This is a genomic window from Porticoccus sp., from assembly GCF_965660005.1.
Classification (GTDB): domain Bacteria; phylum Pseudomonadota; class Gammaproteobacteria; order Pseudomonadales; family Porticoccaceae; genus Porticoccus.
Genome location: NZ_CBFHYF010000037.1, coordinates 1 through 16,080 on the forward strand (window position 1 = coordinate 1; position 16,080 = coordinate 16,080).

At 52.3% G+C, this 16,080-nt stretch carries 13 protein-coding genes and 1 tRNA gene; all 14 read left to right on the plus strand.

Going from position 1 to position 16,080, the window contains the following annotated elements; all coding sequences use genetic code 11:
- Positions 1–69: hypothetical protein (locus tag ACTF5G_RS08065; RefSeq protein ID WP_223146158.1), on the plus strand; the 69-nt coding region annotated here is incomplete at its 5' end.
- A 76-nt stretch (positions 70–145) separates the two neighbouring features.
- Positions 146–221, plus strand: a tRNA-Trp gene (locus ACTF5G_RS08070).
- Positions 222–282: 61 nt separating this feature from the next.
- Complete coding sequence (secE, locus tag ACTF5G_RS08075; protein ID WP_438952309.1) at positions 283–651, plus strand: preprotein translocase subunit SecE; 369 nt, start codon at positions 283–285, stop codon at positions 649–651.
- Between the two features lie 9 nt (positions 652–660).
- A complete protein-coding gene (gene nusG / locus ACTF5G_RS08080; RefSeq protein ID WP_438952310.1) occupies positions 661–1,188 on the plus strand; it encodes a transcription termination/antitermination protein NusG in 528 nt (175 codons plus the stop codon).
- A gap of 101 nt (positions 1,189–1,289) precedes the next feature.
- Entirely contained in the window at positions 1,290–1,721 is a 432-nt protein-coding gene (gene rplK, locus ACTF5G_RS08085) for a 50S ribosomal protein L11 (RefSeq protein ID WP_438952311.1), read from the plus strand.
- Positions 1,722–2,417: a 50S ribosomal protein L1 gene (rplA, locus tag ACTF5G_RS08090; RefSeq protein WP_438952312.1), complete on the plus strand. Its 696-nt coding sequence runs from the start codon at positions 1,722–1,724 to the stop codon at positions 2,415–2,417. It abuts the gene before it with no gap.
- Between the two features lie 281 nt (positions 2,418–2,698).
- Positions 2,699–3,229 (plus strand): 50S ribosomal protein L10, encoded by a 531-nt coding sequence (gene rplJ, locus ACTF5G_RS08095; protein ID WP_438952313.1) that lies wholly within the window; start codon positions 2,699–2,701, stop codon positions 3,227–3,229.
- Positions 3,230–3,280: 51 nt separating this feature from the next.
- Positions 3,281–3,658, plus strand: a complete 378-nt coding sequence (gene rplL / locus ACTF5G_RS08100) for a 50S ribosomal protein L7/L12 (RefSeq protein ID WP_438952314.1) — start codon at positions 3,281–3,283, stop codon at positions 3,656–3,658.
- A 205-nt stretch (positions 3,659–3,863) separates the two neighbouring features.
- A complete protein-coding gene (gene rpoB, locus ACTF5G_RS08105; RefSeq protein ID WP_438952319.1) occupies positions 3,864–7,943 on the plus strand; it encodes a DNA-directed RNA polymerase subunit beta in 4,080 nt (1,359 codons plus the stop codon).
- 69 nt (positions 7,944–8,012) lie between these two features.
- On the plus strand, positions 8,013–12,230 hold the full coding sequence (gene rpoC / locus ACTF5G_RS08110; RefSeq protein WP_438952315.1) for a DNA-directed RNA polymerase subunit beta': 4,218 nt from the start codon (positions 8,013–8,015) through the stop codon (positions 12,228–12,230).
- Between the two features lie 148 nt (positions 12,231–12,378).
- Complete coding sequence (gene rpsL, locus ACTF5G_RS08115; protein WP_036858677.1) at positions 12,379–12,753, plus strand: 30S ribosomal protein S12; 375 nt, start codon at positions 12,379–12,381, stop codon at positions 12,751–12,753.
- Positions 12,754–12,846: 93 nt separating this feature from the next.
- Positions 12,847–13,317 (plus strand): 30S ribosomal protein S7, encoded by a 471-nt coding sequence (gene rpsG / locus ACTF5G_RS08120; protein ID WP_438952316.1) that lies wholly within the window; start codon positions 12,847–12,849, stop codon positions 13,315–13,317.
- Positions 13,318–13,409: 92 nt separating this feature from the next.
- On the plus strand, positions 13,410–15,515 hold the full coding sequence (gene fusA, locus ACTF5G_RS08125) for an elongation factor G (RefSeq protein WP_438952317.1): 2,106 nt from the start codon (positions 13,410–13,412) through the stop codon (positions 15,513–15,515).
- A gap of 42 nt (positions 15,516–15,557) precedes the next feature.
- Positions 15,558–16,080: GTP-binding protein (locus ACTF5G_RS08130; RefSeq protein ID WP_438952318.1), on the plus strand; the 523-nt coding region annotated here is incomplete at its 3' end.

Sequence of the window (16,080 nt, forward strand, 5' to 3'; positions counted from 1 at the left end):
CTGCGCTTTGCGATCCGCGAAGGTGGTCGTACCGTCGGTGCCGGTGTGGTCGCTAAAGTGATTGAGTGATCAAACAGTGGTTGAAGTGCTTTTTGCAGTTTCAATCCGATAATCTAGTTGGTTTTGTTTTTTAAGGTTACGCGACAGGCCAGTAGTTCAATTGGTAGAGCACCGGTCTCCAAAACCGGCTGTTGGGGGTTCGAGTCCCTCCTGGCCTGCCAATCTTAAACCAGTGTGCCCTCTGAAAAAGATGGGTCCGGTGAGCAGGGGTGTTATCCGAGAATGAGTTCGGCAACGGAAGAAAAGCAGTATCGATTAGATGGCTTGAAGTGGCTGCTGGTCGTGTTGCTGGTCAGCGCCACCGTCTACGGCAATTATTACTTTGCAACCGAGTCGTTGTTATACCGGGTTGTAGCAATATTGGCAGTAGCCCTATTGGCTGGCTTTGTTGCACTGCAAACCCGCAAAGGTGATGGATTCATTACCTTGCTGCGCGGTGCTTATACGGAAGCGCGTCGAGTGGTCTGGCCAACAAGGCAGGAGCGCAATCAAACAACCCTGATGGTGGTTGTGGTAGTGCTCGTGATGTCGCTGATTCTTTGGGGTCTCGATGCATTATTTGGTTGGCTTGCCACAATGGTCATTGGCTAAGAGGTTCAGATGCGCTGGTATGTCGTTCACGCCTATTCAGGTTACGAAAAAAAGGTCGCTGCTGCACTGAGAGAGCGTGTGGCTCTGTATGGTATGGAAGATCGTTTTGGTGAAATCCTGGTTCCAACCGAAGAAGTGGTGGAAATCAAGGGCGGGCAAAAACGTAAAAGTGAGCGCAAGTTTTTTCCGGGATATGTGTTGGTGCAGATGGAGCTCGGTGATGATACCTGGCACTTGGTAAAAGAAACGCCAAGGGTGATGGGCTTCATTGGTGGAAAAGCAGACAAGCCTGCACCGATTACGGACAAAGAAGCAGAGATGATTCTCCAGCGAGTGCAGGATTCGGAAGACAAACCAAGACCAAAAACCGTGTTTGAAGCTGGTGAAGTCGTCAGAGTCACCGATGGGCCATTCAACGATTTCAATGGTGTGGTTGAGGAAGTCAACTACGACAAGAGCCGGCTGAGGGTCTCGGTATCGATTTTCGGCCGCTCAACGCCTGTTGAGTTGGAGTTTACCCAGGTAGAAAAAGCCTGATTGATGCTTGATTTGCTGCTGCCCATGGGGGGTGGCGGTGGGGAGCCAGAGACGGATGTCAAAATCCTGAGGCGTTAATACCCATAAGAGGAGAAACCAAGATGGCAAAGAAAATTGATGCTTATATCAAGCTTCAGGTGGCAGCGGGGCAAGCTAACCCCAGTCCGCCAGTAGGTCCTGCGCTGGGTCAGCGCGGTGTCAATATCATGGAGTTCTGCAAGGCATTCAATGCGCAGACCCAGGGAATGGAGCCCGGTGCGCCGGTACCTGTTGTGATCAGTGTCTACAGTGATCGCAGCTTTACGTTCACCATGAAAACTCCACCGGCTTCATTTTTGTTGAAAAAAGCGGCCGGTATCAAGGGTGGTAGCGGTCGACCCAACACAGTCAAAGTAGGCAAGGTGACACGCACGCAACTGGAAGAAATTGCCAAAACTAAAATGGCTGATCTCACCGCAGCGGATATGGACGCTGCAGTTCGTACCATCGCCGGCTCTGCCCGTGCAATGGGTCTTGATGTGGAGGGTATGTAAATGGCTAAGCCGTCCAAGCGTGTTCGTGCAATCCAGGAAAAAGTACAAGCTGGCAAACAGTATCCGATCAGTGAAGCTGTTGCGTTGCTGAAGGAGTTTTCCAGTGTCAAATTTACTGAAACTGTCGATGTGGCAGTGAACTTGGGAATTGACCCCCGCAAATCCGATCAGGCGGTGCGTGGTGCTACCACACTGCCTAATGGTACGGGTAAAACTGTGCGTGTTGCGGTATTCACCCAGGGTGATTCTGCAGAGGCTGCCAAAGCTGCCGGGGCGGATCTGGTTGGTATGGAAGACCTCGCCGATCAAATCAAGGCTGGCAATATGGATTTTGATGTTGTTATTGCAGACCCTGCAGCGATGCGTGTGGTTGGCCAGCTTGGCCAGGTGCTCGGTCCCCGCGGCCTGATGCCTAACCCGAAAACCGGCACAGTGACTCCCGATGTTGTGACCGCAGTTAAAAACGCCAAGGCTGGTCAGGTACGCTTTCGTGCTGACAAGAACGGTATTATTCATGGCGGTATTGGCAGCCTGTCTTTTGAAGCCGGCGCATTGAAGCAGAATCTTGAGGCATTGATTGCCGACCTGAAAAAAATCAAGCCCGCATCTGCCAAGGGCATTTATGTAAAAAAGGTAACAATCTCGAGCACTATGGGCCCAGGATTGATTATTGATCAGGCTTCTCTGGAGGCTTGATATAGAGAGGCTGCATGCAGCCCTGAAGAGCTTTGGGGTCTGGGTGGCGATGTTGTTTACGCACCCGGGCCGTCAAAGACCGTAGGTGCCCTCTTGGGTCTAATGTGTTTTTCAGGTTCTTGTGACCGCTGTTGAAAAAACGCCTACGCAGACGGTGTGACCCGGTTCAGTATTTTTAGCTGGATTTGATCACCGAAACGGTATCGATAGTCATTTTATCGATGCTTAAACCAGTAGAAAGCTCCCTCGGGGGTGATCTATTAAATCCAGGAGATAATCTCGTGGCATTGAATCTCGAAAACAAAAAAGCGATTGTCGCTCAAGTTAACGAGACTGCTGGCAATGCATTGTCACTGGTAATCGCTGACGCTCGCGGCGTCAACGTGACAAATATGACTGAGCTCCGCGCCAAGGCTCGCGAACATAAAATCGACCTGCGTGTCGTTCGCAACACACTTGCGAAACGTGCATTTCAGGGTACAGATTTTGAGTGCGTGTCTGATGTGTTGACCGGTCCGTCACTATTCGGCTTCTCTATGGAAGATCCGGGTGCCGCCGCTCGCCTGTTCAAGGAATTTGCCAAAACCAACGACAAATTTGAGATCAAGGCACTGTCCGTCAGCGGACAACTGTTGAGTAAGGAACAAGTTGACGTTCTGGCTAACCTGCCGACCCGTGAGCAAGCTCTGGGTATGCTGGTCAGCGTAATGATTGCACCCGTTACCAAACTGGTACGCACATTCAACGAAGTTCCCACCAAAGTGACACGTGTTGTGGCGGCTGTTCGCGATCAAAAGCAGGAAGCTGCTTAATCGGCGACATCGTTTACATTAATTTACTATTTTTTATCAGGAGATTGAGTCATGGCTCTATCAAAAGATGACATTTTGAATGCAATTGCTGAAATGAGCGTCATGGACGTTGTGGAACTCGTATCAGCAATGGAAGAAAAATTTGGTGTATCTGCTGCCGCTGCTGTTGCAGTTGCTGCCGCACCTGCTGCCGCTGCCGCTGCAGAAGTTGAAGAAAAAACCGAGTTTGACATTATTCTGACTGCTGCAGGCGAGAAGAAAGTCAACGTGATCAAGGTTGTTCGCAGTCTTACCGGTCTGGGCCTTAAAGAAGCCAAAGATCTGGTTGACGGTGCACCTTCCGCGATCAAAGAGGGTGCTTCCAAAGCAGATGCAGAAGCAGCCAAGAAAGAACTGGAAGAGGCTGGCGCAACTGTCGAACTTAAGTAAGTTCTACGGGTTTGTCGCGCTGGTTGTCTGATAACGCATCAGACGCAGGCTGGTGGGCGATTTCGCTCACCGGCCTTTTCCTGCTTATGGCAGATGCTCAAAGCAGAATCAATAAGGCCTGTTTTTAGTTAACAGGGCCGGACGGCTGCAAAGCCGGGCAATGCTGGATGGTCGATTGGACCAAGTGAACGTGCTGGGGAATATGATGGCTTACTCGTACACTGAGAAAAAACGCATTCGCAAGGATTTTGGCAAATTGCCACAGGTGATGGACCTGCCTTTCCTTCTTGCGATTCAGCTCGACTCCTACCGAAATTTTACACAGAAAGGTGTTCCCGTTGAACAACGGATGGACGCCGGTCTGCATGCTGCATTTAATTCTGTCTTCCCGATTGTCAGCTACTCTGGCAATGCGAGTCTCGAGTATGTTGACTATACCCTGGGCAAGCCATCCTTCGATGAAGAAGAGTGTAAGTTGCGTAGTGTTACCTTCGCCGTGCCGCTCAGAGTTCGAGTACGCCTGGTTATTTATGACAAGGAATCTGCCAACAAGGCAATCAAGGACATTAAAGAGCAGGAAGTCTATATGGGGGAAATCCCCCTGATGACCGACAACGGAACCTTCATCATCAATGGTACCGAGCGGGTTATCGTTTCCCAGTTACATCGTTCCCCGGGCGTGTTTTTCGATCACGACAAGGGTAAAACCCACTCTTCCGGCAAGTTGTTGTATTCCGCACGGATTATCCCCTACCGCGGTTCCTGGCTGGATTTTGAATTCGACCCGAAAGATCTGGTGTTTGTGCGTATTGACCGGCGCCGCAAGTTGCCAGCGACGATCCTGCTGCGTGCTCTGGGGTTCAGCTCAGAAGTAATGCTGGACATGTTTTTTGAAACCAGCACATTCAACCTGTCCAAAGATGGCAGTTACTCACTGGATCTGGTCCCCTCACGTCTGCGAGGCGATATTGCGGCATTTGATATCAAGGGCAAGGGCGGCAAGGTCATTGTGGAAGAGGGGCGTCGAATAACGGCGCGCCATATTCGTGAGCTGGAAAAAGAGAACGTCAGCAAACTCGAGGTGCCTACCGATTACCTGTATGGTCGGCCTCTTGCAAAAGATTTGGTGGACCCGAAAACGGGCGAGCTGCTGCTTGAGTGTAATACTGAAATTACTCAGGAAGTCCTCGACAAGCTCCGTGATGCCGGACTCAAATCGGTTGAGACGATTTATACCAACGATCTGGACTGCGGCCCGTTTGTTTCCGATACCTTGCGCAGTGATAGTAGCCGTACTCAGCTTGAAGCACTCGTGGAAATTTACCGGATGATGCGTCCCGGCGAGCCGCCGACCAAGGAATCCGCCGAAAACCTGTTCAATAATCTGTTCTTCAGTCTGGAGCGTTACGATCTATCCGGTGTCGGCCGGATGAAGTTCAATCGTCGCCTCGGTCGTGAAGAGGAAGTTGGTGAAGGTACCCTGAGCCGCGAAGATATTGTCGATGTGATGAAAGTTCTGATCGACATTCGCAACGGCAAGGGGGTGGTCGATGATATCGACCACCTGGGTAACCGCCGCATTCGTTCAGTCGGTGAAATGGCTGAAAACCAGTTCCGTATTGGACTGGTGCGCGTAGAGCGCGCGGTCAAAGAGCGCCTCTCTGTAGCGGAATCCGAAGGCCTGATGCCCCAGGATCTGGTCAACGCCAAACCGGTTGCTGCAGCCATGAAAGAATTCTTTGGCTCCAGCCAGCTCTCCCAGTTTATGGATCAGAACAATCCCTTGTCCGAGGTGACTCACAAACGTCGTGTGTCAGCATTGGGCCCGGGTGGTCTGACCCGCGAGCGCGCCGGCTTTGAAGTTCGTGACGTACACCCCACGCATTACGGTCGTGTGTGCCCTATCGAAACGCCTGAAGGTCCAAACATTGGTTTGATCAATTCCCTGGCGGCCTATGCCCGTACCAATAGCTACGGTTTTCTCGAAACACCCTACAGGAAAGTGATTGACCGTAAGGTAACCGATCAGATCGAATACCTTTCGGCGATTAATGAGTCCAATTATGTCATCGCTCAGGCATCCGCTTTGGTCAATGAAAAGGGTGAGCTATGCGATGAGCTGGTCAATGTCCGCCATATTGGTGAATTTACGGTCAAGCCGCCGGAAGATGTTCACTATATGGATGTGTCCCCCCAGCAGGTGGTATCGGTTGCTGCGGCACTAATTCCATTTCTGGAGCACGATGATGCCAACCGTGCATTGATGGGTTCCAATATGCAGCGTCAGGCCGTGCCGACACTGGTGGTTGAAAAACCTCTGGTGGGAACCGGTTTTGAGCGCTATGTGGCATCGGACTCCGGTGTATGCGTGGTCGGCCGTCGTGGTGGTGTCATAGAAAACGTCGATGCCAGCCGGATTGTGGTGCGTGTGAATGACGATGAGGTTGAGTCAGGTGATGCCGGTGTTGATATCTACAACCTCACCAAATATACCCGCTCCAACCAGAATACCTGCATTAACCAAAGGCCGATTGTCGGTCAGGGCGACATTATCGCTCGCGGGGATATTCTTGCCGATGGCCCTTCTGTGGATATGGGAGAGCTGGCTCTGGGGCAGAATATGCGCATCGCATTCATGCCCTGGAACGGCTACAACTTTGAAGACTCCATTCTGATTTCAGAGCGGGTGGTTCAGGAAGATCGCTTTACCACGATTCATATCCAGGAGCTGACCTGTACTGCACGTGACACCAAGCTCGGTGCAGAAGAGATTACGGCAGACATTCCCAACGTTGGTGAAGCGGCGCTGTCTCGCCTCGATGAGTCCGGGATTGTCTATATCGGTGCCGAAGTGTCGGCCGGAGATATTCTGGTTGGCAAGGTGACACCGAAAGGTGAAACCCAGCTGACACCGGAGGAAAAGTTGCTTCGTGCAATCTTTGGCGAAAAAGCCTCTGACGTTAAAGATACTTCACTGCGGGTTCCATCAAGTACCAAGGGAACGGTGATTGATGTACAGGTCTTCACCCGCGATGGGCTGGAAAAGGATCAGCGTTCCTTGCAAATCGAGAAGGCTGTACTGGATCAGTTCCGCCAGGATCTGAACGACGAATACCGCATCATGGAAAATGCCACTTTCGAGCGGTTGAGTGCTGCTTTGGTTGGGCAGCCGGTAGTTAAGGCTCCCGGTCTGGAGAAAGGTGAAAATCTGACTGAGGAGGCTGTGGCGGCCTACACTGGCGAAGAGTGGTTCAAGGTGCGGATGAATGAAGATGCCTTGAATGAACAGGTCGCCAGAGCAGAGGAACTGTTGACCGAGCGCCGTAAAATTCTTGATGAACGCTATCAGGATAAAAAGAGCAAACTGCAAAGTGGTGATGATCTTGCTCCCGGTGTCCTCAAAACCGTGAAAGTGTATCTTGCCGTCAAGCGCCGTATTCAGCCAGGCGACAAAATGGCTGGTCGTCACGGTAACAAGGGTGTTATCTCTGTGATCATGCCAGTGGAAGATATGCCTTTTGATGAAAATGGTGTGCCGGTTGATGTGGTTTTGAACCCACTAGGTGTGCCGTCCCGGATGAATGTCGGCCAGATCCTGGAAACCCATATGGGGCTCGCTGCCAAGGGGCTGGGTGAAAAGATTGACCGTATGATCCAGGCGCAGCAGAAAACAAGCGAAATCCGCAAGTTCCTGCAGCAAATCTATGATGTGGGTATTGGGACCAGTCCGGTTGAGTTGAGCAAGCTGTCGGATAAGGAAGTCAACGAATTGGCCAGCAACCTGCGCAAGGGTGTGCCGATGGCAACGCCGGTATTTGATGGCGCTCAGGAGGAAGAAATCAAGACCTTGCTGGCCCTGGCCGATTTGCCGGAAAGCGGTCAAATGACGCTTTATGACGGTCGTTCCGGTGATCAGTTTGAACGGCCGGTAACCGTCGGTTACATGTACATGCTGAAACTGAATCACCTGGTAGATGACAAGATGCATGCCCGTTCAACGGGGTCCTACAGCCTGGTCACTCAGCAGCCATTGGGCGGTAAAGCCCAGTTTGGTGGCCAGCGGTTTGGTGAGATGGAAGTGTGGGCGCTGGAGGCCTATGGCGCTGCCTATACCTTGCAGGAAATGCTCACGGTCAAATCCGACGATGTGAATGGTCGTACCAAAATGTATAAAAACATTGTGGATGGCGATCACAGCATGGAGCCCGGCATGCCGGAATCCTTCAACGTGTTGGTGAAGGAAATACGCTCGCTTGCAATCAACATCGAGCTGGAAAACGAGTAACGGTCACGATTAGGTTGGGGGCGGGCATAATGCTCGCTGCGCAAAGCTAGCACCCACTGGAGAAAGGCATTGAAAGACTTACTGAATCTGCTCAAGTCACAGGATCAAACCGGCGTGTTTGACGCCATTCGTATTGGCCTGGCATCACCGGACATGATCCGGTCCTGGTCATATGGTGAAGTGAAAAAGCCGGAAACTATTAACTATCGTACCTTCAAGCCCGAGCGCGAAGGTTTGTTCTGCGCCAAAATTTTTGGTCCGGTTAAGGACTACGAATGCCTCTGTGGCAAATACAAGCGCATGAAGCACCGTGGCATCGTTTGCGAGAAATGTGGTGTCGAAGTCACTTTGGCCAAGGTTCGTCGCGATCGCATGGGCCATATAGAGCTGGCTTGCCCGGTTGCCCATATCTGGTTCCTGAAATCGCTTCCTTCCCGTATTGGTCTGATGCTGGATATGACCCTGCGTGAAATCGAACGTGTCCTGTACTTCGAATCATTTGTGGTCACCGACCCCGGTATGACGATGCTTGAGCGCGGCAATCTACTCACCGATGAACAATACTTTCAGGCCATGGAAGATTTCGGTGATGACTTTGAGGCCATGATGGGTGCCGAGGGCATTCAGAAGCTGATGAAAGATCTCGATCTGGAGCAGGAAATTGCCGATATCCGTGAGGAGATTCCCAACACCCGTTCAGAAACCAAGATCAAGAAGCTGTCCAAGCGGCTGAAATTACTTGAGGCCTTCCTGCACTCCGGGAACAAGCCTGAGTGGATGGTGATGGAGGCACTGCCGGTATTGCCGCCGGATCTGCGTCCGCTGGTGCCGCTGGATGGCGGTCGTTTTGCCACCTCGGATCTCAATGACCTGTATCGTCGGGTTATTAACCGCAACAACCGGTTGAAACGCCTGTTGGAGCTGAATGCCCCCGATATCATTGTGCGCAATGAAAAACGTATGCTGCAGGAGGCGGTCGATGCCCTGCTGGATAACGGTCGTCGTGGCCGGGCCATAACCGGTTCAAACAAACGTCCGCTGAAGTCGTTGGCGGATATGATCAAGGGCAAGCAGGGACGTTTCCGTCAGAACCTGCTGGGCAAGCGTGTGGATTATTCAGGGCGTTCCGTGATTGTTGTCGGCCCGACCCTGCGCCTCCATCAATGCGGCCTGCCGAAGCGCATGGCACTTGAACTGTTTAAACCGTTTATCTTCTCCAAACTGGAATTGCGTGGTCTGGCGACCACCATTAAAGCGGCCAAGAAAATGGTTGAGCGGGAAGAATCAGTTGTCTGGGATATTCTCGATGAAGTGATTCGCGAGCATCCCGTGTTGCTCAATCGGGCGCCCACACTTCACCGTCTCGGTATTCAGGCGTTTGAGCCAGTACTGATTGAGGGCAAGGCTATTCAGCTGCACCCACTGGTTTGTGCGGCCTACAACGCCGATTTTGATGGCGACCAGATGGCGGTCCACGTCCCTCTGACACTGGAAGCGCAGCTGGAGTCCAGGGCGCTGATGATGTCCACCAACAATATTCTGTCACCCGCTAGTGGTGAGCCGATTATTGTGCCGTCTCAGGATGTTGTGCTGGGCCTTTATTACATGACCCGCGAGCGCGTCAATGCGTTGGGGGAAGGTCGGGTATTTGCCAATCTTCAGGAAGTGTCGCGTGTTTATTACGGTAAGCATGCACATTTGCAAGCAAAGGTGAAAGTTCGTATCCACGAGGTTACCTTCAGTGAGGAAGGTGAGCGCCTCGAGCGTACTTTCATTGCCGACACCACAGTCGGTCGTGCGCTGCTTTGGGGTATCGTCCCCGATGGCCTGGGCTTCGATCTGGTCAATCAACCAATGACCAAAAAAGCGATTTCTCGAATCATCAATCGCTGTTATCGCGATGTTGGCCTCAAGGCAACGGTTATTTTTGCCGACCAGCTGATGTACACCGGCTTTGATTTCTCCACCAAATCCGGTGTTTCCATTGGGGTTAACGACTTCACCATTCCTGAGGCCAAAGCTGAAATTATCGCCCGGGCCGATGCCGAGGTGCTGGAAATTGAAAGTCAGTTTTCCTCAGGTCTCGTGACGCAGGGTGAAAAATATAACAAGGTGATTGATATCTGGTCCCGTGCCAACGACCAGGTCGCCAAATCCATGATGGACGTGATCAGCACTGAGCCGGTCATCAATCGAGATGGCGTCGAGGTGGAGCAGGAATCGTTCAACTCGGTCTATATCATGGCTGACTCGGGTGCACGGGGCTCACCGGCCCAGATTCGTCAGCTGGCGGGTATGCGTGGCCTGATGGCCCGTCCGGATGGCTCGATCATTGAAACGCCCATTACCGCAAACTTTCGAGAAGGGCTGAATGTCCTGCAGTACTTTATCTCTACTCATGGTGCCCGGAAGGGGCTGGCGGATACCGCCCTCAAAACCGCCAACTCCGGTTACCTGACGCGGCGTCTGGTAGATGTCTCTCAGGATCTGGTGGTCGTTGAACATGACTGCGGTACCAGTGAGGGATTGTTGATGACGCCGGTCATCGAGGGTGGCGACATTATTGAATCGCTCGGTGATCGTATACTGGGGCGTGTGGTGGCAGTGGATGTACTGCAGCCAGGCTCAAACGAGATTGCGGTTGATGCTGGCGTGATGATTGACGAAAAATGGGTTGATCGCATCGAGGCAATGGGTATCGATGAGCTGATCGTTCGCTCGCCGATTACCTGTGAAACCCGCTTTGGTATTTGCTCGGTCTGTTATGGCCGTGACCTTGCCAGGGGGCATATGGTCAACGCCGGAGAAGCCATCGGGGTGATCGCTGCGCAGTCCATCGGTGAGCCGGGTACTCAGTTGACAATGCGTACGTTCCATATTGGTGGCGCGGCATCGCGTGCTTCTGCTGCGGACAGTATTCAGGTGAAGATGAGCGGCACTGTGCGGCTTGTCAACATCAAGGTGGTCGAGCGTGATAACGGCGAACTGGTCGCGGTTTCCCGCTCCGGTGAGCTGGCTCTGGCGGATGAGAACGGTCGTGAGCGTGAGCGCTACAAGCTGCCTTATGGTGCAACTATCAAGGTGAAGGAAGGTGCCAAGGTGCAGGCTGGCGATGTGGTGGCCAACTGGGACCCACACACTCATCCGATTATTACCGAAGTGGCAGGTCACATTGCGTTTTCCGGCATGGAAGAGGGTCTCAGTACTCGTACCCAGACAGATGAACTGACCGGTCTTTCCAATATTGCCGTACTTGACCCCAATGAGCGTCCATCCGCCGGCAAGGATCTCAAGCCGATGGTGACCATGCTGGATGACAAGGGCAAGGAGATGACCTTCCCCAGCTCTACTGTTCCGGCACACTACATGCTGCCGACCAATGCGATTCTCAGCGTGAGCAACGGCAACCGGGTTGGTGCGGGTGATGTTATCGCACGGATTCCTCAGGAGGGATCGAAAACTCGGGACATTACAGGCGGTTTGCCCCGGGTCGCTGATTTGTTTGAAGCGCGTCGGCCCAAAGATCCTGCCATTCTCGCCGAGGTAACCGGTACTGTTACGTTTGGCAAGGAAACCAAGGGCAAGCGCCGTCTGGTTATTACCCCTACGGATGGTCAGACATTGCCGGACGGAAGCCCCTTCTACGAAGAGCTTATTCCAAAGTGGCGTCAGCTGGGCGTGTTTGAGGGGGAGCACGTCGAGAAAGGTGAGGTGATTGCCGACGGACCTGCGAATCCTCACGATATTTTGCGTCTGCAGGGAGTGGATTCACTGGCGAAGTATGTCGTCAATGAAATCCAGGATGTTTACCGACTGCAGGGTGTAAAAATCAATGATAAGCATATTGAGGTCATTGTTCGCCAGATGTTGCGCAAGGTCGAAATTACCAATATGGGTGATTCGTCGTTTGTGAAAGGCGAGCAGGTAGAGTACAACCGCGTCCTCGAAGAGAGTGAGGTGCTCTATCATGCCGGCAAAACCCCGGCCAAGTTTGAACGTTTGCTGCTCGGCATAACCAAGGCTTCGCTGGCGACGGAAAGCTTTATTTCAGCCGCTTCTTTCCAGGAGACAACACGCGTTCTCACCGAGGCGGCTGTTACCGGTAAAGCCGATTTCCTGCGTGGCCTGAAGGAAAATGTTGTGGTGGGGCGTTTGGTGCCAGCGGGCACTGGTCTCACCTATCACAAGCAGCGTCGCGAAGCTCGCGAAGTTGTTGGTGAAACGACGGTGAGTGCCAGCGATATTGAGGCAGCATTAAGCGAGGCGCTGAATTCGAGCGATGATTAAAATTTGCTTTGCATGCGGCCCGCACGGGCCGCTTGACTCGCAAGTTCTCTGTCTTTAGAATGCCGCCTCCCTAAAGTGGGGTCCAGCTGTCTGGATCTATTTATTGGAGCCTTCTGCGCGAAGGCGTTTTTATATCTGGAGTTAATGAATGGCAACGATCAACCAGTTGGTTCGTAAGCCGAGGAAACGCAGAGTTGCCAAGAGCGACGTTCCTGCATTGCAAGCTTGTCCCCAGCGCCGCGGTGTGTGTACGCGCGTTTATACAACTACGCCAAAAAAGCCGAACTCGGCACTGCGTAAGGTTTGTCGGGTTCGCCTGACAAACGGTTACGAGGTCAGTTCTTACATCGGTGGTGAAGGGCACAACCTGCAAGAGCACAGCGTGGTTCTGATTCGTGGTGGTCGGGTCAAGGATTTGCCGGGTGTGCGTTATCACACCGTGCGCGGCAGTCTAGATACCGCTGGCGTGAATAATCGCAAACAGCGCCGTTCCAAATACGGTACCAAGCGGCCCAAGAAGTAACCCACAAGCTTTGTGTCGGTAAGAACTGAGTAAGGCCGGGTGCGCACTAGCGCTCAGTAAAGTCCCGGATAGCCCTGAAGAGAAGAGCAGACTATGCCTAGAAGAAGAGTTGTCGCCAAGCGTGAAATTTTACCCGATCCAAAATTCGGTAATGTAACGCTGGCAAAATTTATGAACCACGTCATGGTCAGTGGTAAAAAATCTGTCGCTGAGCGCATCGTATACGGCGCGTTAACAGTGGTGCAGGCCCGCTTGAAAGAAGACCCTGTGGTAGCTTTTGAAACGGCGCTGGATAATATTGCCCCGATGGTGGAGGTGAAGTCCCGCCGGGTCGGTGGTGCAACTTATCAGGTGCCTGTTGAAGTGCGTCCCTCCCGCCGTGTTGCGCTGGCAATGCGCTGGATGGTGGATTACGCCCGCAATCGTGGCGAAAAGTCCATGTCCCAGCGTCTGGCAGGCGAAATAGTTGATGCCTACCAGAATAAAGGTGGTGCTGTGAAGAAACGAGAAGACGTCCACCGTATGGCGGAAGCCAACAAGGCGTTCTCGCACTTCCGGTTCTGATCCCGGTTGGTGTGCTTTCGTTTTGCAAAAGGTAGCTGGCTTGCAGCTACCTTTTGTGATTTTTAAGATTAATTGTTTGTTGGGGAAAAATTGTGGCTCGTAAGACACCCATTGCCCGTTACCGAAATATCGGTATTTGTGCACACGTAGATGCTGGTAAAACGACAACAACGGAGCGTGTGTTGTTCTATACCGGGCTGTCACACAAGTTGGGCGAAGTTCACGATGGTGCCGCCACCACTGACTGGATGGTTCAAGAGCAGGAGCGTGGCATCACGATCACCTCTGCGGCTGTTACCACCTTCTGGGCAGGGATGGATAATCAGTTTGATCAACACCGCATCAATGTTATTGATACGCCTGGCCATGTCGACTTCACCATTGAAGTAGAGCGTTCCCTGCGGGTGCTTGATGGTGCCGTTGTTGTACTTTGTGGCTCTTCCGGTGTTCAGCCGCAGACTGAAACAGTGTGGCGGCAGGCCAATAAATACGAAGTGCCCCGCATGGTTTTCGTGAACAAAATGGACCGTGCTGGCGCCGATTTCATGATGGTCGTCCGTCAATTGAAGCAGCGTCTCGGAGCTAATGCAGTGCCTTTGCAGATGACTATCGGCTCCGAAGAGAATTTCAAGGGCGTGGTCGATCTGATCAAGATGAAGGCAGTTCTTTGGAATGAAGCCGACCAGGGTATGACCTTCCAATATGCCGAGATACCGGCGGAGATGGTTGATCAGTGTCAGAAAATGCGCGAGTTTATGGTTGAGGCCGCTGCCGAGGCCAACGAAGAATTGATGAACAAATACCTCGAAGGTGAGAATCTGAGTGAGGCCGAAATCAAGGCCGGTTTGCGTGCCCGGACGCTGGCTAACGAAATTGTACCGGTTCTCGGTGGCTCAGCTTTTAAGAATAAGGGTGTTCAGGCTGTACTGGATGCGGTTATCGAGTACCTGCCAGCGCCTACTGAAGTAAAGGCAATTGAAGGTATTCTGGATGATGGTGAAACAGTTGCGGTGCGCAAGGCCGATGATAGCGAGCCCTTCTCTGCCTTGGCCTTTAAGATTGCTACTGACCCCTTTGTGGGCACGCTGACGTTCTTCCGTGTTTACTCCGGTACGCTGAACTCCGGTGATACAGTCTTTAATCCGGTTAAGAGCAAGAAAGAACGTATCGGCCGCATGGTGCAAATGCATGCCAACAACCGCGAAGAGATCAAGCAGGTGTTGGCGGGTGACATTGCCGCGGGTATTGGCCTCAAGGATGTCACCACCGGTGATACGCTCTGTGACCTGAACAATGTTATTACGCTTGAGCGCATGGAGTTCCCCGAGCCGGTGATCTCGGTTGCTGTGGAGCCAAAGTCCAAGGCCGATCAGGAAAAAATGGGTATTGCGTTGGGTAAACTCGCCCAGGAAGATCCTTCCTTCCGTGTCAAAACCGACGAAGAAACAGGTCAAACCATTATTTCGGGCATGGGGGAGCTTCACCTCGACATTCTGGTAGACCGGATGCGTCGCGAATTTAATGTTGAAGCCAATATCGGTAAGCCCCAAGTGGCTTATCGGGAAGCGATTCGCAATACCTGTGAAATTGAAGGTAAGTTTGTACGCCAGTCTGGCGGTCGTGGTCAGTATGGCCATATCTGGATCAGGTTTGAGCCGGGCGGGGATGAAAGTGCTGAGGGACTGGAATTTGTCAATGAGATTGTTGGTGGTGTGGTTCCCAAAGAATATATTCCTGCTGTGCAGAAGGGTATCGAAGAGCAAATGCAAAATGGTGTGCTCGCCGGTTATCCCCTGTTGGGTTTGAAGGCGACGGCTTATGACGGGTCGTTCCACGATGTGGATTCATCCGAAATGGCCTTCAAAATTGCTGCGTCCATGGCAACCAAGCAGCTTGCCCAAAAAGGTGGTGCTGTTCTGCTTGAGCCTGTCATGAAAGTTGAGGTCATTACGCCCGAAGAAAATATGGGGGATGTGGTTGGTGACCTCAATCGCCGTCGTGGCATTATTCTGGGCATGGATGAAAGTGTTTCCGGAAAAGTCATTAATGTAGAAGTGCCGCTGGCTGAGATGTTTGGCTATGCAACGGACTTGCGTTCAGCCACCCAGGGTCGCGCTACATTTACCATGGAGTTTACCAAATACGCCGAGGCGCCGCGCAATATTGCTGATGAAGTCATCGCAAAAAACCAGCGCTAATTTCTGAAATATTAAAAGCATATCTTTAAGAGGATCTAGACAATGGGTAAAGCAAAGTTTGAACGTAACAAGCCCCACGTAAACGTTGGCACTATTGGTCACGTTGACCACGGCAAGACCACCCTGACGGCGGCGCTGACGCGTGTCTGTGCAGAGACCTGGGGCGGCAATGCGGTGGCGTTTGATGGTATTGACAATGCGCCGGAAGAACGTGAGCGCGGTATTACCATTGCGACGTCCCATGTTGAATACGATTCTCCCACTCGCCACTATGCGCACGTTGACTGCCCGGGTCACGCGGACTATGTGAAGAACATGATTACCGGTGCTGCGCAGATGGATGGTGCCATTCTGGTCTGTGGTGCGACTGATGGCCCGATGCCGCAAACCCGCGAGCATATCCTGCTGTCCCGTCAGGTGGGTGTACCCTACGTTGTCGTATTCCTGAACAAGGCGGATCTGCTGGCTGAAGATTGCGGTGGTGTTGGCTCTGAAGAATACAATGAGATGATTGAACTGGTGGAAATGGAGCTGCGCGAGCTGCTTGACACCTATGATTTCCCTG